This window comes from Paenibacillus sp. VTT E-133280, assembly GCF_002264385.1.
Taxonomy (GTDB): domain Bacteria; phylum Bacillota; class Bacilli; order Paenibacillales; family Paenibacillaceae; genus Paenibacillus_AQ; species Paenibacillus_AQ nitricinens.
Map to the genome: position 1 here is coordinate 1 of NZ_NFUX01000093.1, position 21633 is coordinate 21633.

Annotated in this window: 20 protein-coding genes; 18 read left to right on the forward strand and 2 right to left on the reverse strand. The window is 47.3% G+C overall.

Annotation, left to right across the window (positions count from 1 at the left end; genetic code table 11):
• Window positions 1-101: 101 nt before the first annotated feature.
• From CA600_RS27690 to ilvA, 11 genes are all read left to right on the forward strand, one after another.
• Window positions 102-992, forward strand: a complete 891-nt coding sequence (locus CA600_RS27690) for a phosphoribosylaminoimidazolesuccinocarboxamide synthase (protein WP_076286947.1) — start codon at window positions 102-104, stop codon at window positions 990-992.
• A gap of 127 nt (window positions 993-1119) precedes the next feature.
• The gene (purS, locus tag CA600_RS27695) at window positions 1120-1365 is read left to right on the forward strand and encodes a phosphoribosylformylglycinamidine synthase subunit PurS (RefSeq protein WP_036680912.1); all 246 of its coding nucleotides are present in this window, start codon (window positions 1120-1122) and stop codon (window positions 1363-1365) included.
• Between the two features lie 5 nt (window positions 1366-1370).
• Entirely contained in the window at window positions 1371-2060 is a 690-nt protein-coding gene (gene purQ, locus CA600_RS27700) for a phosphoribosylformylglycinamidine synthase subunit PurQ (protein WP_076121674.1), read from the forward strand.
• Entirely contained in the window at window positions 2038-4284 is a 2247-nt protein-coding gene (gene purL / locus CA600_RS27705; protein WP_094874354.1) for a phosphoribosylformylglycinamidine synthase subunit PurL, read from the forward strand. The genes purQ and purL overlap by 23 nt, the downstream gene beginning before the upstream one ends.
• Window positions 4269-5765: an amidophosphoribosyltransferase gene (gene purF, locus CA600_RS27710; RefSeq protein WP_094874355.1), complete on the forward strand. Its 1497-nt coding sequence runs from the start codon at window positions 4269-4271 to the stop codon at window positions 5763-5765. The genes purL and purF overlap by 16 nt, the downstream gene beginning before the upstream one ends.
• A gap of 680 nt (window positions 5766-6445) precedes the next feature.
• Window positions 6446-7486: a phosphoribosylformylglycinamidine cyclo-ligase gene (gene purM, locus CA600_RS27720; protein WP_094874357.1), complete on the forward strand. Its 1041-nt coding sequence runs from the start codon at window positions 6446-6448 to the stop codon at window positions 7484-7486.
• A complete protein-coding gene (purN, locus tag CA600_RS27725; RefSeq protein ID WP_094874358.1) occupies window positions 7486-8103 on the forward strand; it encodes a phosphoribosylglycinamide formyltransferase in 618 nt (205 codons plus the stop codon). The genes purM and purN overlap by 1 nt, the downstream gene beginning before the upstream one ends.
• A gap of 170 nt (window positions 8104-8273) precedes the next feature.
• Window positions 8274-9821 carry a bifunctional phosphoribosylaminoimidazolecarboxamide formyltransferase/IMP cyclohydrolase gene (gene purH / locus CA600_RS27730; protein WP_094874359.1) on the forward strand — a complete coding sequence of 516 codons (1548 nt, stop codon included), beginning with the start codon at window positions 8274-8276 and terminating at the stop codon, window positions 9819-9821.
• Between the two features lie 23 nt (window positions 9822-9844).
• The gene (purD, locus tag CA600_RS27735) at window positions 9845-11110 is read left to right on the forward strand and encodes a phosphoribosylamine--glycine ligase (RefSeq protein ID WP_094874360.1); all 1266 of its coding nucleotides are present in this window, start codon (window positions 9845-9847) and stop codon (window positions 11108-11110) included.
• A 288-nt stretch (window positions 11111-11398) separates the two neighbouring features.
• Entirely contained in the window at window positions 11399-12694 is a 1296-nt protein-coding gene (locus CA600_RS27740) for an SEC-C metal-binding domain-containing protein (protein WP_094874361.1), read from the forward strand.
• Window positions 12695-12888: 194 nt separating this feature from the next.
• Complete coding sequence (ilvA, locus tag CA600_RS27745) at window positions 12889-14151, forward strand: threonine ammonia-lyase IlvA (RefSeq protein ID WP_094874362.1); 1263 nt, start codon at window positions 12889-12891, stop codon at window positions 14149-14151.
• Window positions 14152-14237: 86 nt separating this feature from the next.
• Here the strand turns inward: ilvA and CA600_RS27750 are convergent, their stop codons facing one another.
• Both CA600_RS27750 and CA600_RS27755 read right to left on the reverse strand, forming a co-directional pair.
• Window positions 14238-15179 (reverse strand): hypothetical protein, encoded by a 942-nt coding sequence (locus tag CA600_RS27750; RefSeq protein ID WP_094874363.1) that lies wholly within the window; start codon window positions 15177-15179, stop codon window positions 14238-14240.
• A 47-nt stretch (window positions 15180-15226) separates the two neighbouring features.
• Complete coding sequence (locus tag CA600_RS27755) at window positions 15227-15889, reverse strand: DUF1129 family protein (RefSeq protein ID WP_094874364.1); 663 nt, start codon at window positions 15887-15889, stop codon at window positions 15227-15229.
• A 183-nt stretch (window positions 15890-16072) separates the two neighbouring features.
• On the opposite strand from CA600_RS27755, the gene CA600_RS27760 reads away from it, so the two are divergent.
• The 7 genes from CA600_RS27760 (at window position 16073) to CA600_RS27790 (ending at window position 21579) form a co-directional block, all read left to right on the forward strand.
• A complete protein-coding gene (locus tag CA600_RS27760; RefSeq protein ID WP_094874365.1) occupies window positions 16073-16276 on the forward strand; it encodes a hypothetical protein in 204 nt (67 codons plus the stop codon).
• A 238-nt stretch (window positions 16277-16514) separates the two neighbouring features.
• Window positions 16515-17345: an alpha/beta hydrolase family protein gene (locus tag CA600_RS27765; RefSeq protein ID WP_042124053.1), complete on the forward strand. Its 831-nt coding sequence runs from the start codon at window positions 16515-16517 to the stop codon at window positions 17343-17345.
• A gap of 85 nt (window positions 17346-17430) precedes the next feature.
• Window positions 17431-18207 (forward strand): DODA-type extradiol aromatic ring-opening family dioxygenase, encoded by a 777-nt coding sequence (locus CA600_RS27770; protein WP_094874366.1) that lies wholly within the window; start codon window positions 17431-17433, stop codon window positions 18205-18207.
• Window positions 18208-18352: 145 nt separating this feature from the next.
• Window positions 18353-19450: a DUF3048 domain-containing protein gene (locus CA600_RS27775; protein ID WP_094874367.1), complete on the forward strand. Its 1098-nt coding sequence runs from the start codon at window positions 18353-18355 to the stop codon at window positions 19448-19450.
• Window positions 19451-19652: 202 nt separating this feature from the next.
• Window positions 19653-20270, forward strand: coding sequence for a DUF47 domain-containing protein (locus tag CA600_RS27780; RefSeq protein WP_042184774.1), 618 nt, complete (start codon window positions 19653-19655; stop codon window positions 20268-20270).
• A 13-nt stretch (window positions 20271-20283) separates the two neighbouring features.
• The gene (locus CA600_RS27785; protein WP_094874368.1) at window positions 20284-21276 is read left to right on the forward strand and encodes an inorganic phosphate transporter; all 993 of its coding nucleotides are present in this window, start codon (window positions 20284-20286) and stop codon (window positions 21274-21276) included.
• Window positions 21277-21399: 123 nt separating this feature from the next.
• Window positions 21400-21579, forward strand: coding sequence for a hypothetical protein (locus tag CA600_RS27790; protein ID WP_143812210.1), 180 nt, complete (start codon window positions 21400-21402; stop codon window positions 21577-21579).
• Window positions 21580-21633 lie beyond the last annotated feature (54 nt).

A 21633-nucleotide genomic window follows, 5' to 3' on the forward strand; every position in this document is an offset into this window, starting at 1 on the left:
TCTGAGGATAACAGCGATCGGAAGTCCAAACATTCCTCGGAAGTGCTTCCTCCTAGACCAGCCCAACTTAGGAAGATCATTAGTTCAAGGGAGGAAAGGTCATGACATCGTCGGCCGTATCCACAGCCGTGGAACTCATCAATGCGCCGCTGCTCTATAAAGGGAAAGTTCGTGAGCTATATGATTTAGGGGAGAATGTACTGATCGTCGTCACGGATCGGATATCTGCTTTTGACTATGTGCTGGACCCGGCGGTACCTGAAAAGGGCAATGTGCTTAACCGTCTGAGTGCGTTCTGGTTTGGAAAGACCAAAGAGCTGATGGAGAATCATGTCGTTCATATCGATGTGGATCTGCTCGGAGACATCGTTAAGGACAAGGAAGCTCTCAGAAACCGTGTTATGGTGGTACGCAAAGCAGAGCGCATCGATATCGAATGTGTTGTTCGTGGGTGTATCACTGGTGGGGGCTGGAGACAGTATCAAGAAACGGGCAAAGTGAATGGTATTGAGCTTCCTAAGAACTTGCGCAAAAATGCGCTGCTGGCACAGCCAATCTTTACCCCTGCGGCTAAAAACGATGTAGGTCATGATGAGGATATTCCTTTTGAAAAGATGCAGGAGCTAATCGGTGCTGATCTGGCACTCGAGCTGCAGGAGAAGAGCTTGCAATTGTTCTCTTTTGCCAGAGAGTATTGTGCGGAGCGGGGAATCATTCTAGCAGATTGCAAATTTGAATTCGGCTTGCTGGATGGCAAGGTGATTCTGATAGATGAGATTTTTACGCCGGATGCTTCACGTTTCTGGGCCAAGGACAAATACGCGCTTGATATCGAAATTGATAGTATGGATAAAGAACCTGTTCGTACGTATCTATCTGCATCCTCCTGGGATAAAAATAGCAAACCGGATCCACTTCCACTAGAAGTAGTTGAAGAAACTACGCGCCGTTATCTTGACATTTATCATCGTCTTACTGGCAAGTCTTTATAGCTCAACATTGTGTGTTTACTCATGGGAATAAATGAAGTGTATGTTTTTAAAGCTAGAGTTACTTTTAGTAGAGTTTCAGCTTTCAGAAAGTATATACACATAAAAATTTAGGAGGAACTACAAGCATATGTTAAAAGCGACGGTATATGTCACCATTAAGAAGAGCGTTCTCGATCCACAAGGTGTAGCAGTGCAAGGAGCACTTCATTCGGTAGGTTTTCAAGAAGTTGAAAGTTTGCGTATTGGGAAATATATGGAGCTGACTTTAGACACGGATAACCGTGCTGAAGCAGAAGTGCGCCTCAAGGAAATGTGCGAAAAGCTACTTGCCAACACGGTGATCGAGGATTACCGCTACGAATTGGAGGACTAAACGACATGAAATTTGCTGTACTTGTCTTCCCAGGCTCTAACTGTGATATTGATTGCTACAAGGCGGTAGAGGACAGTCTCGGCGAACCAGTCGATTATGTGTGGCATACAGCGACAGATTTGTCGGCGTATGATTGCATTTTGGTTCCAGGCGGATTCTCATATGGTGATTACCTGCGCTGCGGCGCGATTTCAAGATTTGCTCCTGTAATGGCTGAGGTTGCTAAAGCAGCAGAGCAAGGGAAATTCGTGCTAGGCATTTGCAACGGGTTCCAAATTCTTACTGAGGCTGGTTTATTGCCAGGCGCGCTGCGTCGTAACATGTCCATGAAGTTCCGTTGTCATGATACAGTGCTTAAGGTTGTTAATAACGAAACCCCATTTACTATTGATTATGCTAAGGATGAAGAAATCGTCATCCCGATCGCTCACGGCGAAGGAAACTACTACTGTGATGAAGAGACTTTAGCTGAGCTAAAAGCTAACAATCAGATTGTGTTCACATATAGCGATAATCCTAATGGCTCTGTAGCTGATATTGCGGGTGTTAGTAATGTGCAGGGGAATGTAGTCGGCATGATGCCTCACCCTGAGCGTGCAGCTAACAGCTTGCTCGGATCTGAAGATGGCAAACGAATGTTCACATCTATACTGAAGACTTGGAGGGATCGTCATGACGCAGCAAGTATCCGTTAAGGAACCGACCGCAGAACAGATCGCAGAGCAGAAAATTTACAGCCAATTCGGTGTGTCGGACAGCGAATATGAGCTCATCAAGTCTTTTATGGGACGTTTGCCGAACTATACTGAAATTGGCGTGTTCAGCGTAATGTGGTCCGAACACTGTGCATACAAGAACTCTAAGCCATTGTTGAAACGTTTCCCAGTTACTGGGCCACGTGTCCTGATGGGACCTGGCGAGGGCGCAGGGATTGTAGATATCGGAGATAACCAAGCGGTTGTATTCAAAATTGAAAGTCATAACCACCCCTCAGCGGTAGAACCTTTTCAAGGTGCGGCAACAGGCGTAGGTGGGATCATTCGTGATATTTTTTCCATGGGCTCAAGACCTATCGCACTGCTCAATTCCTTGCGTTTCGGCAAGCTGGAAAGCGATCGCGTGAAATATTTGTTCGAGCATGTGGTGTCTGGTATTGCTGGCTATGGTAACTGTATCGGGATTCCAACCGTGGGCGGCGAAATCATGTTCGATGATAGCTATGACGGTAACCCGCTTGTTAACGCAATGTGTGTCGGTCTAATTGATCATGATAAAATCCAACGTGGTGTCGCTAAAGGTGTAGGGAACCCCGTCTTCTACGTAGGTCCTCCTACTGGACGTGATGGGATTCATGGGGCTACTTTTGCATCCGTTGAACTAAGTGAAGAGTCAGAAGCTAAACGTACAGCTGTACAAGTAGGCGATCCGTTTATGGAGAAACTCGTAATGGAATCTTGCCTGGAATTGATCGACAGCGGCATCGTTATTGGGATTCAGGATATGGGTGCGGCTGGACTTACCTGCTCTAGTGCCGAGATGGCAAGTAAAGCGGGCAACGGTTTGGAGCTGTATCTGGATCAGGTGCCACAACGTGAAGATGGCATGACCCCTTATGAAATGATGCTTTCGGAATCGCAGGAACGGATGTTGTTCGTAGTAGAGCCGAAGGATGAGGCACAGGCGCAAGAGATTTTTGATCGCTGGGGCGTTATCTGCTGTAAGGTCGGTAAAGTTACGGATGATGGTCGCTTGAAGCTGTACCATCACGGTGAGGTTGTTGGTGACATGCCAGTAACAGCGCTTGTGGATGAGTGTCCAGTGTATAACAAACCATCTGAGGTTCCTGCTTATTATGTAGAAAATGAATCAGTAGATACGCTTCGTTACGCGGAAGTTACGGATCTAGGCGGCGCACTGCGCACGGTGCTTGGATCACCAACCGTAGCAAGCAAAGCCTGGGTATACAACCAGTATGATTACATGGTACGGACTAGTACGGCTGTTCGACCTGGATCTGATGCGGCTGTAGTTACCATTCATGGCACACGTAAAGGACTTGCGATGACTACGGACTGTAACGGTCGTTACGTCTATCTTGATCCTGAAGTGGGTGGACGGATTGCCGTCAGCGAAGCGGCTCGTAACATCGTTTGTTCGGGTGCTGAACCGCTTGCTATTACCGATAACCTAAACTTCGGAAACCCTGAGAAACCTGATGTGTTCTGGCAAATGGAGCGTGCGGTTGATGGGATGGCTGAAGCTTGTCGTGTGCTGGATACTCCGGTTATCGGCGGGAATGTCAGTCTTTATAACGAAAATACTACGGGCTCCATCTACCCAACGCCGGTTGTCGGCATGGTTGGTTTAGTAACGGATACGGATCATATTACGACTCAAGGCTTCAAACAAGAAGGAGATTCCATCCTTCTGCTAGGCGTAACAAAAGCGGAGCTTGGCGGTAGTGAATTTCAATATGCCGTTCATGGTGTAACGGAAGGCCGTCCTCCAGCTTTGGATTTGGATACGGAGAAAAAACTGCTGAGCGCAGTGCTTAGCTCAATTCGCGGCGGTCTGGTGCGTTCGGCACATGACTTGTCCGAAGGCGGCCTTGCTGTAGCACTTGCAGAGAGCTGCATCAGCGGTGGCGTTGGTGCGAACGTTGAACTATCTGCTAATGGACTTAGATCCGATGTAGCATTGTTCAGCGAAAGCCAATCACGTATCGTGCTGACGGCAGCGCCTGAACGTGCGGAAGAGCTGAAAGCAGCGATTGCTGCCAGCGGCGTACCCGTAGAAATCATCGGAACTGTAGGTGGAGACAGACTGCGCGTAAATCTGGACGGTGCATCCGTATTAGATGAAGATGTAGCGAACCTAAAATTCGTTTGGGAGGATGCTATTCCATGTCTTATGAAATAAAGACCGGGAAAGAGCAGGAGACTCCTATCCTGTGGACTGGTGACTTTTACAATGAAGGAACGGGCTCGGGAGATATTTTTGACACATTAAAAGAAGAATGCGGCGTTTTCGGGGTCTTCGGACACCCGGAAGCGGCGTCCATGTCTTATTATGGCTTGCACGCCTTACAGCACCGTGGGGAAGAAAGTGCGGGCATCTGCGTAGCAGATGGTCGTGATTTCAACTATCACCGCGGGATGGGGTTAGTAAAAGAAGTATTCGACAAGGACAAAATTGCTTCCCTAGTTGGAGACATGTCCATCGGGCATGTGCGTTACTCGACTAGCGGAGACAGCCGCTTAACCAATGCACAGCCGCTCGTATTTAAATATCGTGACGGCGATTTAGCGATTGCTACGAACGGTAACATAGTAAATGAACCGTTGATTCGTAAACAGCTTGAGCAAAGCGGATCGATCTTCCAAACCACAAGTGATACAGAAGTGCTGGCACATCTGATTGCGCGTTCGCCAAAGGATTTTGTTGAAGCGGCTAAGGATGCGTTAAAACAACTGGTTGGCGGGTTTGCTTTTCTGCTTATGACGAATGACAAATTAATTGTCGCTTCGGATTCCCATGGTTTGCGTCCGCTTGTAATGGGACGGATCGGCGACGCCTATATTTTTGCTTCCGAATCTTGCGCCTTAGAAGTTATCGGAGCACAGTTAGTCCGTGATATCGAACCTGGCGAACTGCTCGTGCTTGATAAAAATGGCCTGTTAGAGGATCGTTTTACCGAGCCAAAACGTAAAGCGCTTTGCGCGATGGAGTATATTTACTTCTCTCGCCCAGACAGTGATATGAATGGCGCTAACCTGCACACCGCCCGTAAGCGGATGGGTAGCCGCATGGCATTAGAAGCTTTCGTAGATGCTGACCTCGTAACTGGTGTACCGGATTCAAGTATCTCGGCAGCCATTGGATTTGCGGAGCAGACGGGTATTCCTTATGAGCTTGGTCTCATCAAGAACAAGTATACAGGCCGGACCTTCATCCAGCCGAGCCAAGAGCTGCGTGAGCAAGGTGTGAAAATGAAGCTAAGCGCCGTGCGCAGTGTGGTTGATGGCAAACGTGTCGTCATGATCGATGATTCCATCGTGCGTGGAACAACTTCACGGCGGATCGTCAATCTGCTCCGTGAAGCGGGAGCTGTTGAAGTGCATGTGCGGATTACATCGCCGCCTTTTAAGAATCCTTGCTTCTACGGCATTGATACCCCAGACCGCCGCGATCTCATCGCATCCTACAAGACCATTGCGGAAATGTGCGAAGAGATCAATGCCGATTCCTTGGCATTCTTGTCACCGGAGGGCCTAATCACTTCCATTGGTGGTCACAACAAAGATGATTACAAAGGCGGCTTATGCCTTTCTTGCTTCGATAACGATTACCCGACGCAGGTTGATTTTGGCGGGGCGGAAAAGGACGGTTGCAGTTGCTAGCGTAGGTCCATCCCCCTAAGTCCCCCTTGCTAAGGGGGATTCCGAAGGGCTCTGCCCTCCGGCCACCCGAAAGCTCGGCGGTAGGAGTTTGGTTATAGCTTGCTAAGAGGGTGTGGATGCAGGTGCTCGCTTTGTCCCTGTGTGCTTCGCACGGTCGGGACACGCTTTACGGCGTTCCGCCCCCCGGCTGCTTATCGCCGCCGGGACTGGCTCGCCAAGCTGTCGCTAGTCTCGCTAAGGAAGGCGCTCGGCTGCGCCCTGAGCGCCAAGAGCAGCTCGCCAAGCTCGTCCCTGTTTGCTGCGCAAATGCAGGACCCGCTTGTTTCGCTTAAGGAGGTGCATGGCGCAGCTCATGCACCGAGGTCTTGAGGTTCGTGTGCAAGGCGCGCACTGCGGCTTGCAGTAGGGTGAAAGCGGTGGTTGGAGGGAGTTATGGAGAGGAAGTTTGGAACTGTAGAAGCGTTAGCGTTCGCCCGAAAGCTTTCCGAAGGAAAGCTCGCTTCGTAAGCATACGCTTATGTTTGGATTTCTACCGCAGATAGCGGTTTAAATCAGGAAATCCAAACATAACAGCGATCGGAAGTCCAAACATTCCTTGTAATAGCTCCCGTATAACCACCAAACAAATCCCGAATGCCCCGCAAACGCGCTCTAAATTAAAATAAGATGAGGTGTCCCAAGTGTCGGAAGCTTATAAAAACGCCGGAGTGGATATTGCGGCTGGTAACGAAGCGGTAGAACGCATGAAAAAGCACGTAAAACGTACTTACCGTCCAGAAGTAATGACGGATCTTGGTGGGTTCGGAGCGTTGTTTGGCCTCAATAAAGATAAATATGAAGAGCCTGTGCTCGTATCGGGAACTGATGGTGTAGGCACGAAGCTCAAAATCGCGTTCGCGGCGGATCGCCATGACACGATTGGGATCGATGCTGTAGCTATGTGCGTGAACGACATTGTAGTGCAAGGCGCGGAGCCGTTATTTTTCCTCGACTATCTGGCTTGCGACAAAGTCGTGCCGGAGAAAATCGAAGCGATTGTAGCAGGAATCGCAGAGGGCTGTCACCAAGCAGGTTGTGCGCTGATTGGCGGCGAAACGGCTGAAATGCCAGGCATGTATTCAGCGGGCGAATATGATATCGCTGGATTCACAGTTGGCGTTGCTGACAAAGCGAAGCTGGTAACAGGCGCTAACATCGCTGCTGGAGATACAGTGATTGGTTTGGCTTCCAGTGGGGTGCACAGCAACGGCTTCTCGCTGGTGCGTAAGCTTTTGCTTGAGGAAGATGGCTATGGCCTGAATGATGTGCTTCCGGAGCTTGGAGCTCCGCTTGTCGATGTCCTTCTGGCACCAACTAAGATTTATGTGAAGCCTTTGCTGGCGCTCTTGGAGCAGCTTCCGGTGAAAGGGATGGCACATATTACGGGTGGCGGATTCATCGAGAACATCCCGCGCGTATTGCCTGACGGTGTAGATGTGGAGATTAATTACGGATCGTGGCCGATTCTGCCGATCTTCGGATTGATGCAGAACAAAGGAAACGTAAGCAACCGTGATATGTTTACTACTTTTAATATGGGAATTGGACTTGTTCTGATCGTTAGTGCTGCTGATGGAGAACGTGCTCTTGAACTGCTCAAAGCGAGCGGAGAAGAGGCTTATATCATTGGTAAAGTGACAGAAGGGGAACGCAAAGTAACCTTTACTGGAGCTGAAGTGTGATGCAATTAAGTCGAATCGCTGTTTTTGCTTCTGGGCAAGGCAGTAATTTTGCTGCACTGATCGATGCACAGAGAGCAGGCTTGCTTGGTGAGGGCAATATTGAGCTGCTTGTATCTGACAAGCCAGAGGCACCTGTAGCTAAGCGAGCGGAGGATGCGGGCATTCCCGCCCTCTTGCTGCGGCCAAAAGACTTCGCCAGCCGTGAACTCTACGAAGCAGAGATTGTAGCAGAGCTTCAGCGGCGGGAAATCGGGCTGGTTGTGCTGGCAGGATACATGCGTCTTATTACGCCAGTGCTTTTAACGCCGTATGCTGGACGAATTATTAACATTCATCCATCGCTGCTGCCTGCTTTTGCAGGAAAAGATGCAATCGGACAAGCGCTGGATTATGGCGTGAAGCTGACGGGTGTTACTGTGCATTTTGTCGATGGAGGTATGGATACCGGGCCTGTTATTGCTCAGCGCAGCGTAGCCCTGCAGGATAACGACACGGCGGATGCATTGGCAGAACGTATTCATAAGGTTGAGTATGAGCTGTATCCCGAAGTGGTTGGCGCTATTGCCAGCGGGAAAGTGGAACTGAGTGGAAGAAAGGCGATTATCCGCGAAAAGTAAGCTGCACCACAGCCATTTGAAGTTTTGGATCGACATTTGGTGACAGACCGAGCTGTTTCAGGGTATTTCTCGGGAAATATTGCATAAGCGGCGTTCTGTGTCGCGTTGTGGGTTTTCTTCAAAATATAAGAAAGTATAAGTTTGTACAACCTGAAGGGGGACTATTCAAAGTGAGTATCAAAAGAGCGCTAGTCAGCGTATCGGATAAACAAGGTATCGTGGATTTTTGCCGCGAGTTGTCTGCATTAGGCGTAGAAATTATCTCTACAGGTGGAACAAGCACGCTTTTGGCTAAAGAAGGTGTTCCAGTCATCGGGATTTCCGATGTGACAGGATTCCCGGAAATCATGGACGGACGTGTCAAAACCTTGCACCCTGCTGTACACAGCGGATTGCTTGCGGTTCGTGATAATGAGGAGCACACGCGTCAAATGAAAGAGCTGGGTCTGGATTACATCGATCTGGTTGTTGTGAATCTGTATCCGTTCGCGGAAACGATCGCAAAACCTGACGTATCCTACGAGGAAGCCATCGAGAATATCGATATCGGCGGACCTACAATGCTGCGTTCTGCGGCGAAGAACCATGCTTTTGTGAGTGTAGTGGTGGATGCTAATGACTACGCTACAGTGCTTGAAGAAGTTCGCGCAGGTGGAGATACAACGCTAGAAACACGCAAACGTCTTGCGGCAAAAGTGTTCCGTCATACGGCGGCTTACGATGCCTTAATTTCCGATTATTTGGCTAACGTTACTGGCGAGCCTCTACCAGAGCGCTACACCGTGACTTATGAGAAGATTCAGGATCTGCGTTATGGTGAGAACCCGCATCAAAAAGCGGCTTTCTATCGCAAGCCATTGGCGGCACTGGATACACTCACTGCGGCTGAGCAATTGCACGGCAAAGAGTTGTCTTACAACAATATCAATGATGCAAACGCAGCACTGCAAATTGTGAAAGAATTTGAAGAGCCTGCTGTCGTAGCGGTTAAACATATGAACCCTTGTGGTGTAGGTGCGGGTGAAAGTGTATACGAAGCTTATCAAAAAGCTTACAACGCGGATCCAACTTCTATCTTTGGTGGGATTGTAGCAGCAAACCGCATTATTGATGCAGACACAGCAAATCTGCTGAAAGATATTTTCCTCGAAATCGTGTTGGCACCAGGCTTTACGGAAGAAGCACTGGAAATCCTTACGAAGAAAAAGAATCTCCGTTTGCTTAAAATCGGTAATCTTAGTACGGCTAGTGCGCGTAAGAGCAGCTTCGTAGTTACCTCCATCGATGGAGGAATGGTTGTACAGGAGAGCGATGTGCACTCTGTGAACCCGGATGATCTACAAGTTGTTACGGACCGTAAACCAACCGAAGAAGAATTGAAGCAGTTGTTGTTCGGATGGAAGGTAGTTAAGCATGTGAAGTCTAATGCGATTGTACTGGCTGCTGATGATATGACTGTTGGCGTAGGTGCAGGACAAATGAACCGTGTAGGTGCAGCTAAAATTGCCATCGAACAAGCTGGTGAAAAATCTAAGGGAGCCGTACTCGCTTCCGACGCTTTCTTCCCCATGGGCGATACGCTTGAAATGGCAGCAAAGGCAGGAATCACTGCTGTGATTCAGCCTGGCGGCTCCATTAAAGACGAAGAATCGATTAAGGTCGCTAATGCGTATGGTATTGCTATGGTCTTCACAGGCGTCCGTCATTTCAAACACTAGAGCACTGGGAGGATCATATTCTAATGGATATTTTAGTGGTTGGCGGTGGCGGCCGGGAACATGCGATAATCTGGAGTTTATCCCAAAGCCCCAAAGCAGGTAAAATCTATTGCGCACCCGGCAACGCCGGGATTGCGCAGTTAGCCGAATGTGTGCCGATCGGAGTCTTTGAGTTCGATCGTCTGACGGCTTTTGCGAAAGAGAAGGAAGTAGGTCTTGTTGTCATCGGGCCAGATGATCCGCTCGCTGCTGGGATTGTGGACGCTTTTGAAGCACAGGATATTCCTGTGTTTGGCCCACGCAAGAATGCAGCGGAGATCGAAGGCAGCAAAACCTTTATGAAGGATCTTCTGCATAAATATAATATTCCGACAGCAGCCTATGAGAAATTCGACGACTATGAAGCTGCGTTAGCTTATTTGCGGGAACAGCCGCTTCCGATCGTAATCAAGGCAGATGGGCTGGCAGCAGGCAAAGGCGTGACAGTAGCTTATTCTCGGGAAGAAGCTGAGCTAGCGCTCGCTGATATTATGGTCACTAAGGTATTCGGTGAAGCAGGCGCTCAGGTTGTTATTGAGGAATTTCTAGCTGGACAGGAAATGTCGATTTTGGCATTTGTCGATGGAGAAACGGTACGTCCTATGGCTGCTGCTCAGGATCATAAGCCGGTATTTGATGGAGATAAAGGTCCTAATACCGGTGGAATGGGTACCTATTCGCCTTTACCACATATTGATGAGGCCATTATCCAAGAAGCGATTGAGACTATCATTAAGCCGACAGCAAAAGCCATGGTGGACGAAGGTCGTCCCTTCAGCGGTGTACTGTTTGCGGGACTGATGATTTCTCCAGAGGGGAAACCGAAGACGATTGAATTTAATGCCCGTTTCGGTGATCCTGAGACACAGGTCGTGTTGCCTAGACTCAAGAGTGACTTGCTAGAAATCTTTCTGGCAGTCACAGAGGGCAGACTTACAGATATCGACATTGAATGGAGCGACGATGCAGCTGTATGCGTAGTTCTCGCTTCGGGAGGATATCCAGGTCCTTATCCAAAGGGTGTACCCATTGAAGGTCTTGAAGACAGCCAAGGAGGGCTAATCTTCCATGCTGGTACGGCGCGTGGTGAAGACGGAAGCTGGGTGACGAATGGTGGTCGGGTACTAGGCGTGGTAGGCCTAGGTGCTACGATTGCTGAAGCTCGTGCTGTAGCTTACGCTAGGGCAGAAGGAATCACTTTTTCCGGGAAACAAAATCGTACCGATATCGCTATGAAGGCATTGGTATAAGGATAAAGAACTGTATCTAGCATTTTTTTGCGCTTTAAGTCCTAAAAAAGGACTGACAAGTGATAGAAGAAGTGCTATAATACTACACGTACGGGGGAAAATGTGCGGATATATACAGATAAGGGCCTTTCCGATCATGGGAAGGCCCTTTTAAATCGGAGTCCTTCAGACTTTGTGCAGTAACCTTATAAAGGATGCCTCGTGCCTGGAAATGATGATACTTATAGTGCATACTAGCGATTACGCTTATGGCGAATGGCTACTCACAGATTTAAGGAGGAATTCGTTTTGAGTAAGATTGGAAGAAATGACTTGTGTCCTTGCGGAAGCGGGAAAAAATATAAGAAATGCTGTCTTGGTAAAGAAACTTCTGCCGTAGAGTCCATCATGCAGCTTGTAAACAAGGAAGAAGCAGCAGCTAGCGAGACTGTGGCTGAGAAACAGGAACCCGTTGCACAACCTGAAGTGAAGCTTACTCTTGCTACGCTTAGAAAAAAAGTAACACGTGATCTGAATTGGGAGCATCCGGCACATGAACAACTGGCGCTGCACCTTATTGAGAGCATGAGAGAAAGCTATGATAGAGAGCTTATTTGGGAAGCTTTAGTTCTGTGGAATGGTTATTCCCGTAAGACTAAGCCTGCTGTGAAGAAAATGGGCTCTTTCTGCGCGGCGATCGAATTTATTTTGTCTGAAGAATATGGCTTCTCCCTAACACAAGCGGATCTTGCTACCAAACATGAGGTTACTACGCCTACCATCTCTAGAAAAGTTAAAGAGATGCTCAATTACATTGAGGAATATGGCATGGGTGGTGCGGAAGAAGAGTTACTTTTGCTGAACATCTCAGGCAGTCCGAAGGATCAGGAGCAAGCACTATTACAAAAGGCTATGCAAACCAATTCATCCAACCGCCGGATACAGTTAGCTGAAGCCGCATTAGAGGTTTATCCGGACAGTCCGGATGCTTATCTCATTTTGGCTGAGGAAGCAGAGAATGAAGCAGATGCTCGTGCTTTCCTGAAAGCAGGGATGGAAGCGGGTGCGCGTGAGCTGGGAGAAGCTTTTTTTGCAGAGAATAAAGGACATTTCTGGGGCCTCCACGAGACGCGTCCATACATTCGAATCTGTAAAAGCTACGCTGACTCCTGCTGGTTTAGCGGAAATGCTGAAGAAGCACAAAAAGTACTTGAGCATATTCTTGAATTGAATCCTGAAGATAACACTGGTGCGCGTTACCTTCTTACGGCTGCGTATCTCTACACCAATAAGCTCAAGAAGACAGAAAATGTTCTGGAGAAGTTTGGTAATGATGCAGCGGCGACAGTAGCTTACGACCGTATGGTCTTAGAATATAAAAAGAATGGGATTACGTCCCAACTGAAAATGTTGTACCGCGTAGCGCGGAATGTGAACAAGCATGTGCCTGATTATTTGTTAGGGCTCAAAAGATTGCCGCATAATCTTCCGGATTTTGTGGGGATGGGCGACGCTAATGAAGCTATCGAATATGTGATTGTACACTCACGTTTGTGGACAAGCCTACCTGATCTATTGAAGTGGATGCTGAAGCAACAGGATTAGTAGAATTCAGATCTTGGACGTACATGAACTTAAGAGACTATAGGAGATTCCTGTAGTCTCTTTTTAATATAAAAAAGTATAAGATTTGAATTAATAATTGTATTGTGTACAGCGGACAATGCTTGAAAAAATGTCTTTGGGAGAGTATGTTTACAAGAAGTAGAATGAATAGATGATAGTGAGGCGAGAGGGTTATGAGAGAAGAGGAAGACCGAATCGTAGGAATGGAAGATATCGTACGGGCTCATCACGTACTGCGGGAGGTCATCATCCGGACTCCACTACAGCGTGACGCCGTACTATCGGCCAAGTATGATTGCGATGTGTATTTGAAGCGTGAGGATTTGCAAATTGTGCGCTCCTTCAAAATTCGCGGAGCTTATAATATGATTCGTAGTTTGTCAGCAGAAGATAGAGCCAAAGGCATTGTCTGTGCGAGTGCAGGAAATCATGCGCAAGGTGTAGCCTATTCCTGTAAGGCACTTGGAATTAAGGGCAAGATCTATATGCCAACCACGACACCTAACCAGAAGATCAAACAAGTTCGGAAATTCGGCGGTGAGTTCGTTGAAGTCATCCTGAAGGGCGATACCTTCGATGATGCTTATGATGAAGCGCTGCAAGCTTGTATAGACCATAGTATGACGTTGATCCACCCGTTTGATGAGCCGAGAATTATTGCAGGCAATGGAACGATAGCTATGGAAGTAATGGAGAATCTGGACCATCCTGCAGATTTCATGTTCGTAACGATTGGTGGGGGCGGTCTGGCAGCAGGAATAGCCACTTATGTGAAGACGGTGAGTCCATCCACTAAGTTGATTGGTGTGGAACCGCTTGGTGCTGCTTCAATGACTGAAGCGATCAAACTTGGAGAAGTGGTAACGCTAAAAGAAATTAACAAGTTCGTGGACGGAGCGGCTGTAAAGCGCGTTGGCGGACTGACTTATGATATTTGTTCCCGGCATCTGGATGATATCGTGATGGTGCCTGAAGGCAAGGCTTGTACCACCATTCTGGAGCTGTATAACGAGAATGCTATAGTGGTTGAGCCGGCAGGTTCCTTACCTATTGCAGCACTAGATCAATACCGTGATCAAATCCGCGGGAAGACGGTCGTATGTATCATCAGTGGTGGTAACAACGATATTGACCGTATGCAGGAGATCAAAGAGCGGTCACTGATTTACGAAGGCTTAAAGCACTACTTCATGGTGAACTTTCCACAACGGGCAGGTGCCCTGCGTGAGTTCTTGGACGAAATCCTCGGTCCAGAGGATGATATTACCCGTTTCGAGTACATCAAGAAGCATGATAAAGAGAATGGTCCCGCGCTTGTAGGCATAGAGCTATTGTCCATTGAGGCTTATGAACCACTTATCGAACGGATGCAGCAGAAGGGTGTAGATTATGTAGAAATCAATAAGGATTCCAATCTCTTTAACATCCTTATTTAATTTCTTTCATCACTTTAATCATTTCGGTAATGAACATAGAAAGGCCCGTCCCGGAATGAATGGGGACGGGCCTTTTGTATATCATACTAGAGAGGTAATTCAGTCTTACGGTATTGTTCGACTTCATCTGTTAATTTATAATCTTTGTCTTTCATCAATTTCATGAAGCCATCTAGTTTCTGCAGGAATGGGCTGTTGTCTTTATTCTTGGTGAGAATGCTAGAGTAGGCTTTCTGCGCCTCCAAGTCCATTTCAAGATTGTCATAATGGAAAAGGGGCGTGTTATTCTGGCCGTAAAACGTATTGTTAACATAGATAGAATATAAGGATTTCACAGCTGAAATTCGGTTCGATTTCGGATGATTTTGAATAAATTGCTCTTGAGACAGTGCTCGTGCAGCTACATCGGTCCAACCAATGACCAGCCCGTTATCCTTGGAGGAGGGCAGATCAGATTCCGTAGCCATAATGGATAGATACGCGCTGATATCGTCAGTGACATAAAGCTTATATTTGCGGTAAGCCTCATAATCGATCACCGGGAAAAAAGTGCCTTCCGCGGTCTCCAGTTTATATCCATTTTCGCTGGCACTCTTTAGCAGTGTGCGCAGAGTGAGGTCTTCTGTGGCATCAGCAAGGGTCTTCATACTAGCGCCAGCCTTATTGATGGCGGTGAGCTTCCGCTGGACATTGCTGGTACTGAATTTGCTCTCCCACGTCGGAAGCGCTGCCTTGTGCAAATTCTCAAGCTTCAGTGTCATTATCGTGGCACGATACGAACCTACCGCATACATATTGGCGTTCAAATATTTAATAGCTTCGGGTAACTTATTAGAGGAAGATAACAGCGGCAATGCAGCTTTATAGATAGCCTCCGCATGATTATTGCTTGCTGTCATAGGATTTGCTTTAGCGCCTCCCACAGGAGGGCTGGCAGCGCCTTCAGCTTGAATCGTTCCTATAGGTACAGCGCCTAATCCCAATGTTACTGCTAGAACAGAATAGAGAATATATTGCTTCTTATTCATGAAAGATCCCCCTGTCTATCGGATGAAGTACGGGTGGAGCATGACTACTATTTTTTGAAAAATATAAATTTTAGTCCAATGGCCCCGATCAGGGAAACAATTAAGCTTACCCACGGGGATAAGGTGATGACCGGAAATAACCGGTCGAGGTACAAGCCAATGAATACGGCAACTACGGCGATTCCGATATAGACGCCAAGGCCCTTGATATCAAAGGGTTGGGCTTTAGGTGCATCCCCCTCAGACAAGGAGGTTAACCATTTCATAATAAGTTCGATTAAGATAATGGAACCTGCCCCCACAGCGAAGAGTGTGAAGAGGCTAATCTGTCCGAACATCCCGGGTGAACCGTTAGTCCATTGCAAGAAGAGTCCACCTATAGCTAAGATCCCGAACAAACAGGTTAGAGCCGCGCAGGGAATCATCAAGTAATAGTTCCATTTGCTGCGCGCTGGGCGTGTGGGAACGCTGTCTATGATCTCTTTAAAATAATCATCCGGATTCTCGCCAAACACCTGTTTAGCGTTTTTACCTTTTTTTTGTTCTTTCAGAAGCAGCTTGGCTGCATCCAGTAAAAGTTCTTCAGCGCGGAGAGCTTCTACCCTACTGGCCCGCATCGTTAGGATCATATCTTCAAAATAGGATCGATTGAAAGGCGTCATCTGCTCGCGCAGGGCGTTATTTTCCTTAATCATATCTTTCACTTTCATAATAGGGATGTAAACCTCCAGTAGTGTTAATCGGTATAGTCTTTAACCTAGAGTATACGTTTGCCTGATAGGTCTGCGCAAGGACAAGCATTTCTATTTTCCTATGCATAATCCTTTTATAAGAGTGAACACTGATAATGTTGTTGCTTGATCAATATAGCTTTGGGAAAGGTTGGGAGCTTTATGGAACATGAGAACAAGAAGGAACAGGGAACAGTCATGGGCAACGGTTCTGAGCCTACGCCCAATCATTCAATGGGGGATTGGGGCGGATCCGATGGATTCAGCATGTGGAATTCCACGGAAGAACCTGCAGCAGAGGGCCTGAGTAAGGATTGGGAAGGCAGTCAAGAAACCCATGAGATGTTTAACAACAGCTATGATTGATTGACGACCCTGGAAGCTCATCTTGTGATTGAAAAAAAACAGCCAGTCTCCATTATTGTGGAGACTGGCTGTTTGACGTTCCGCTTTATACGCCGAACTTGCTCTTGCAAATTACTAGGATCTGTCCCGTTCCTGTTGACAATATGAACGAATTCTTTATAATAAGAATATAATTCACACTAAGTTAATCGGAATTCTAATAAATTAAAATAATGATTAAATATAGGAGGTTACGGCAATGGAACGGAATATTGTAATCCGGCATAACGGCGAAGAATTGACAGCGAGCATCCATTATCCGAGTAAAGAGAAGGGAACTTCCACACGTTGCAAGGACAGATTGCCATTAGCTGTAATCTGCCATGGATTTGTGGGTAACCGGATTGGAGTCGATCGGATCTTTGTCAAAGCAGCGCGTGAGCTGGCGCAAGACGGGTATATGGTCATTCGATTTGATTATGCGGGCTGCGGAGAGAGCAGCGGTAATTACGGCGGGGAGGATATGGAGTCGATGATTGCTCAGACTAGAGCGGTGCTCGATTACGGAATTAGCTCTGCCGATGTGGATCCACAGCGTGTGACGCTTATTGGCCACAGTTTGGGTGGGGCGGTTGCGCTTCTGACAAGTATTCGTGATCGCCGTGTGAAGAATCTCGTGCTGTGGGCCTCCGTAGGTTACCCCTTCAATGATATTGTGAAGATTGTAGGGCGGGAGGCGTATGATCGATCGGTGAAGAATGGATCAGCGGATTACGTGGGCTACTCATTCACACCGGTATATTTTAATTCTTTGGCGGCCTTCCAGCCTTTCCAAGAGGCTAGTAAATTCAGCGGTGATGTGCTCGTCATTCATGGTACGTCTGACGATGTCATCCCCGTGGATTATGCATTCCTTTATCAGAAATTGTTCTGGACGCGTCCAGAGGGACGATGCGATAAAGAGATCATTTTTCAAGGTGATCATACCTTTTCGTCTGGTCCGGCACAGCAGCAACTGCTTAAGCGGACAAGAGAGTGGATGAACGAGCAGGAGCATGTGCAGACAGAATGGCAAAATTGGATGATATAGGTGATGGACTTTACTCGCAATAACTTGAAATTAGCGGTAAAATAAAGATGCACACCATATACTGGGTTATGGAGGTTGGCATCCTATGAAATTACCGTCATTTTTTATCGCGCACGGTTCTCCGCTCCTCGCACTGGAGGATAACGAGTATACCCGTTTTCTGGAGCGGCTTGGTCAAGAACTAGAAGCACCACGGGGTATAGTAGTATTCTCAGCGCACTGGGATAGCCCAGAACAGCTACTCACCATGGATGAGAAGCACGAGACTCAACATGACTTCTACGGATTCCCTGAAGAAATGTATACGCTGACCTATCCAGCCCCAGGTGATCCTGCTCTAACCAAGCGGATTTCCGAGCTCTTTAAGGGTAACAATCTTTCACATCAGCCCGTTCAGGGGCGAGGACTCGATCACGGAGTCTGGGTAATACTGAAAAAAATGTTTCCGAAAGCCGATATTCCGGTAGTCGCTTTATCTGTCGATTCACTGCGTTCTCCCAAGGAACAGTACAATATCGGCCGGATGTTAGCTCCTCTGCGTGATGAAGGCATACTGCTGATAGGAAGCGGTGGACTTGTTCACAATTTACGGATGCTTAATGAAAGTGATCAGCCTGAAGAGTGGGCGCTTGAATTCGATGCGTGGATTGCCAAGGGATTAGAATCTTGGGATTTACCTTCACTGTTTGCTTATGAGAAAAAAGCTCCGCATGTTCGAGATGCGGTCCCATCTTACGGTAGAGAGCATTTCGCACCTCTCTTTTATGCGATGGGAACAGCGGACGGTAGCAGGAAGGCAGAGCGTATATTTCAAGCGTATCAATATGGGACATTAAGCCTCAACTGCTGGAAGCTAGACTAAATGGATAAGATACATGCAGGGTGCAGCCGGAGATCGGCTGTGCCCTTTTTTAATGCAAGCGGATCAAGACAAATGGGACGGGCTGTGATTAAATGGAAGAAACCAATTAAGATACATAAAACGTTTTAGGAGGAACTACAAGCTTATGAAAGTAAATTGCTCTTCTTCCCGTCTGTTATCTGCCATTGTACTGAGTACCCTATTGCTCTCCGCTTGCGGAACAGAGAGTGCAAATAATGTAATTACCCCGACTCAGCAGCCTACCTCTGATCCCGCTCCTATTGAAACGATTCAACCATCGGCAACTCCAGATCCATCTGCTGAACTGATTTCCGGTTTAACAGGTCTTCCGGTTTCTGAAGACAGTCTCCCACGTCCCTTGGCTGTTATGATTAATAATGCTCCAGCTGCCCGGCCACAGTCGGGGGTGAGTGAAGCGGATATTTTATATGAGGTCCTTGCTGAAGGTGGCATTACGCGGCTGATTGGTATTTTTCAAAGTCATACTGGAGTGGTCAAAATCGGACCGATCCGCAGTATTCGCCCTTATCTGCTAGATATAGGTGAGAGCTACGGTGGTGTGACCGTGCATGCCGGGGGGAGCCCCGCGGCGTATGCCATTTTGCAAAAAGAGAAAAAAGCAGACATGGACGAGATTGGTCGTGCCGGAGCCTATTTCTGGCGGGACAAAGCACGTAAAGCCCCTCATAATCTCTACAGCAATGCAGCGAAGCTGCGGGAAGGTGCCGAGAAGCTGGGTTATGAGAAAAGTGTGAAGGTGCCAGGGTATCTTTTTAACAATCCAGACTACATACCGCCAGGCGGAGAACAGGCCGCTGAGTTTAGTGTAAACTTCTTACTTAAAAGCTATAAAATTGACTATAAATACGATACTCAGCTCCAGACATATCAGCGTTACGTGAATGGCAAACCGCATATGGATCTGAACAACAATAAGCCGGTAGAAGCTGCAAATGTGCTGGTGATGGGATCCGATCATAAGGTACTTGATGATGTTGGGAGACTTCAGGTGGACGTGGAGCTTGGCGGAGAAGCACTGCTTTTTCAGCGGGGACAGGTCACGAAGGGCAGATGGTCGCGTGAGCCAGGTGATGTGATCCGGTTTGTGAAGGATGGTAAAGAAGAGCTGATGTATCCAGGAATCACCCATATTTTGGTCGTCCCTAATGCACCTTCATTTAGCAGTCATGTGGTATACGGCGGGGTAGATAGTGCAACCTAAGAAAGCCGGAATATCCAGTGATATACAGATTTGTGTTCGGAATTATGGGTAAGTGTTAATAGAGTGTAAAAAAGTTCATTTCTATAGCTTCTATACCTTCTACGGATATGTTAAGATAACAAGGGTTGTCATTCATTTTCATGCTTTTTACATATGGGTGACTCTGTACTCACGGTAATATTATGTAAAGGGGTTTAAAACAATGAAGTTGAGAAAAAAGGACATATTCTTTGAGACGCTGGAAAATATGGCGGATACCATTGTCCAAGCTGCAGATTATTTTGCTCAGAATATCACTGATCTCCAGAATAATGTCGATAGTTTCGCTGCAGAGATGAAGAAGTACGAATCCCAATGTGATACTTACACGCACACCGTAATTAAGGAATTGAACAAGACGTTCATTACGCCACTTGAGCGTGACGACATTATGGACTTGATTACAAGCATGGATGATGTCATTGATGGCTTGGAGGCATCTGCCTCACGTTTCTATATGTACAACCTTCTTGACCCGGATGAATACATTGTACAATTCGCCGAAATCCTTCGTCAGTGTGCTTATGAAATCCAAAAAGCGGTTCATTTGCTCTCACAGAAGAAGCTGCTTGCCATTCGTGAATATACGATCCGTCTGAATGACCTTGAGAATCAAGGGGACGAAGTCCTTCGTATTTGTACCAAAGCTCTATTTGAAACCGTTAAGGACCCGATTGAGCTGATTAAGCGCAAGGAATTATATGAGCGACTCGAGACCACTACAGATAAATGTGAAGATGTAGCCAACATGTTGGAATCGATCATCATGCGCAACTCATAAGGGGTACTAGAATATGGAAACATCGATATGGATTCTTGGAATTGTTATATTTCTCGCGCTTGCGTTTGACTTTATTAATGGATTCCATGATACGGCTAACGCAATTGCTACCTCTGTCTCTACACGTGCTTTAAAACCGCGAACTGCTATTATTATGGCGGCAGTGATGAATTTTGTCGGAGCTTTGATGTTTACAGGTGTAGCCAAGAAAATTGGCGGAAGCATCACAGACCCAACGTTACTGGAAAATGGTCTGGATATCATCATAGCCACGCTGATTGCTGCGATTATTTGGAATTTGATTACCTGGTGGCTCGGAATTCCGTCCTCTTCCTCTCATGCACTGATCGGCGCGTTGGCTGGTGCTGTATATGTGGGTGCAGGATCGTCGCATATTAACTGGGGCGGGTTTGTGGAAATTGTCGAGGGCTTGATCTTCTCGCCAATTATTGCATTTGTTATCGGTTATATCATTATGACTGTCCTGAAATGGATTTTTGCAAAGCGTAGTCCACATACGGTCAACAAGGGCTTCCGTTCCATGCAGGTTGTGACGGCGGCATTACAGTCGTTTACTCATGGTACGAATGATGCGCAGAAGGCGATGGGGATCATTACCTTTGCCCTAGTTACATCAGGACGCCAAGAGTCTATGGATGTAATCCCTCTATGGGTTAAGATTGCTGCGGCTACGGCTATGGCACTCGGTACCTCCATTGGTGGCTGGAAGATTATTAAAACCATGGGTACGAAGATTTTTAAAATCGAGCCGATCAACGGCTTCGCGGCTGATATTTCCGCGGCTTCCGTTATTTTCTCAGCAACACTGCTGCATTTGCCAGTCAGCTCGACACATGCGATCACTTCCGCGATCTTGGGTGTTGGCTCCGCCAAACGGTTCTCTGCCGTGAAATGGGGAGTGGCTGGACGTATTGTAGTCACTTGGTTTATTACGATTCCAATCAGTGCGGTATTAGCCGGTCTGATTTTCAAAATCATTTTTTAAATCCCTTTAATAAAAAGATGTCAGTTAGCCTTTGGCTGCGGACATCTTTTTTTGTTGTATGGGTGAGGGAAGTTCGACCACGCATGATTCGATCCTCCCCCAGTGGGGGGGGACTGATGGGGGATGGATGAAAGGATGGCTGGACAGACAGAGACAGACAGACAGAGACAGAGACAGACAGACTCTCTTGCTCCAGCGCTCGGCTCTTCCTCAACGGGGAAAGAACGGTATAAATCCCGCAGAAATGCTGGGAATGGGCGTCTGGAGTGGAAAGAACGGTATAAATCCCGTAGAATTAGCTGAATTATGCGGAAGAAGCAGTAAGAGGGGCATAAATGCCTCGGAATTCGTGAAATA

Excerpts from the sequence above, each read along its gene's own strand:
- CA600_RS27765 (WP_042124053.1), top strand. The coding sequence starts at position 16,515 with ATGGAACGGAATATTGTAATCCGGCATAACGGCGAAGAATTGACAGCG.
- purS (WP_036680912.1), top strand. The coding sequence starts at position 1,120 with ATGTTAAAAGCGACGGTATATGTCACCATTAAGAAGAGCGTTCTCGAT.
- purD (WP_094874360.1), top strand. The coding sequence starts at position 9,845 with ATGGATATTTTAGTGGTTGGCGGTGGCGGCCGGGAACATGCGATAATC.
- CA600_RS27750 (WP_094874363.1), bottom strand. The coding sequence starts at position 15,179 with ATGAATAAGAAGCAATATATTCTCTATTCTGTTCTAGCAGTAACATTG.
- purF (WP_094874355.1), top strand. The coding sequence starts at position 4,269 with ATGTCTTATGAAATAAAGACCGGGAAAGAGCAGGAGACTCCTATCCTG.
- CA600_RS27760 (WP_094874365.1), top strand. The coding sequence starts at position 16,073 with ATGGAACATGAGAACAAGAAGGAACAGGGAACAGTCATGGGCAACGGT.
- purL (WP_094874354.1), top strand. The coding sequence starts at position 2,038 with ATGACGCAGCAAGTATCCGTTAAGGAACCGACCGCAGAACAGATCGCA.
- CA600_RS27690 (WP_076286947.1), top strand. The coding sequence starts at position 102 with ATGACATCGTCGGCCGTATCCACAGCCGTGGAACTCATCAATGCGCCG.
- CA600_RS27785 (WP_094874368.1), top strand. The coding sequence starts at position 20,284 with ATGGAAACATCGATATGGATTCTTGGAATTGTTATATTTCTCGCGCTT.
- CA600_RS27770 (WP_094874366.1), top strand. The coding sequence starts at position 17,431 with ATGAAATTACCGTCATTTTTTATCGCGCACGGTTCTCCGCTCCTCGCA.
- purQ (WP_076121674.1), top strand. The coding sequence starts at position 1,371 with ATGAAATTTGCTGTACTTGTCTTCCCAGGCTCTAACTGTGATATTGAT.
- CA600_RS27775 (WP_094874367.1), top strand. The coding sequence starts at position 18,353 with ATGAAAGTAAATTGCTCTTCTTCCCGTCTGTTATCTGCCATTGTACTG.
- CA600_RS27780 (WP_042184774.1), top strand. The coding sequence starts at position 19,653 with ATGAAGTTGAGAAAAAAGGACATATTCTTTGAGACGCTGGAAAATATG.
- CA600_RS27790 (WP_143812210.1), top strand. The coding sequence starts at position 21,400 with ATGGATGAAAGGATGGCTGGACAGACAGAGACAGACAGACAGAGACAG.
- ilvA (WP_094874362.1), top strand. The coding sequence starts at position 12,889 with ATGAGAGAAGAGGAAGACCGAATCGTAGGAATGGAAGATATCGTACGG.
- purN (WP_094874358.1), top strand. The coding sequence starts at position 7,486 with ATGCAATTAAGTCGAATCGCTGTTTTTGCTTCTGGGCAAGGCAGTAAT.
- CA600_RS27755 (WP_094874364.1), bottom strand. The coding sequence starts at position 15,889 with ATGAAAGTGAAAGATATGATTAAGGAAAATAACGCCCTGCGCGAGCAG.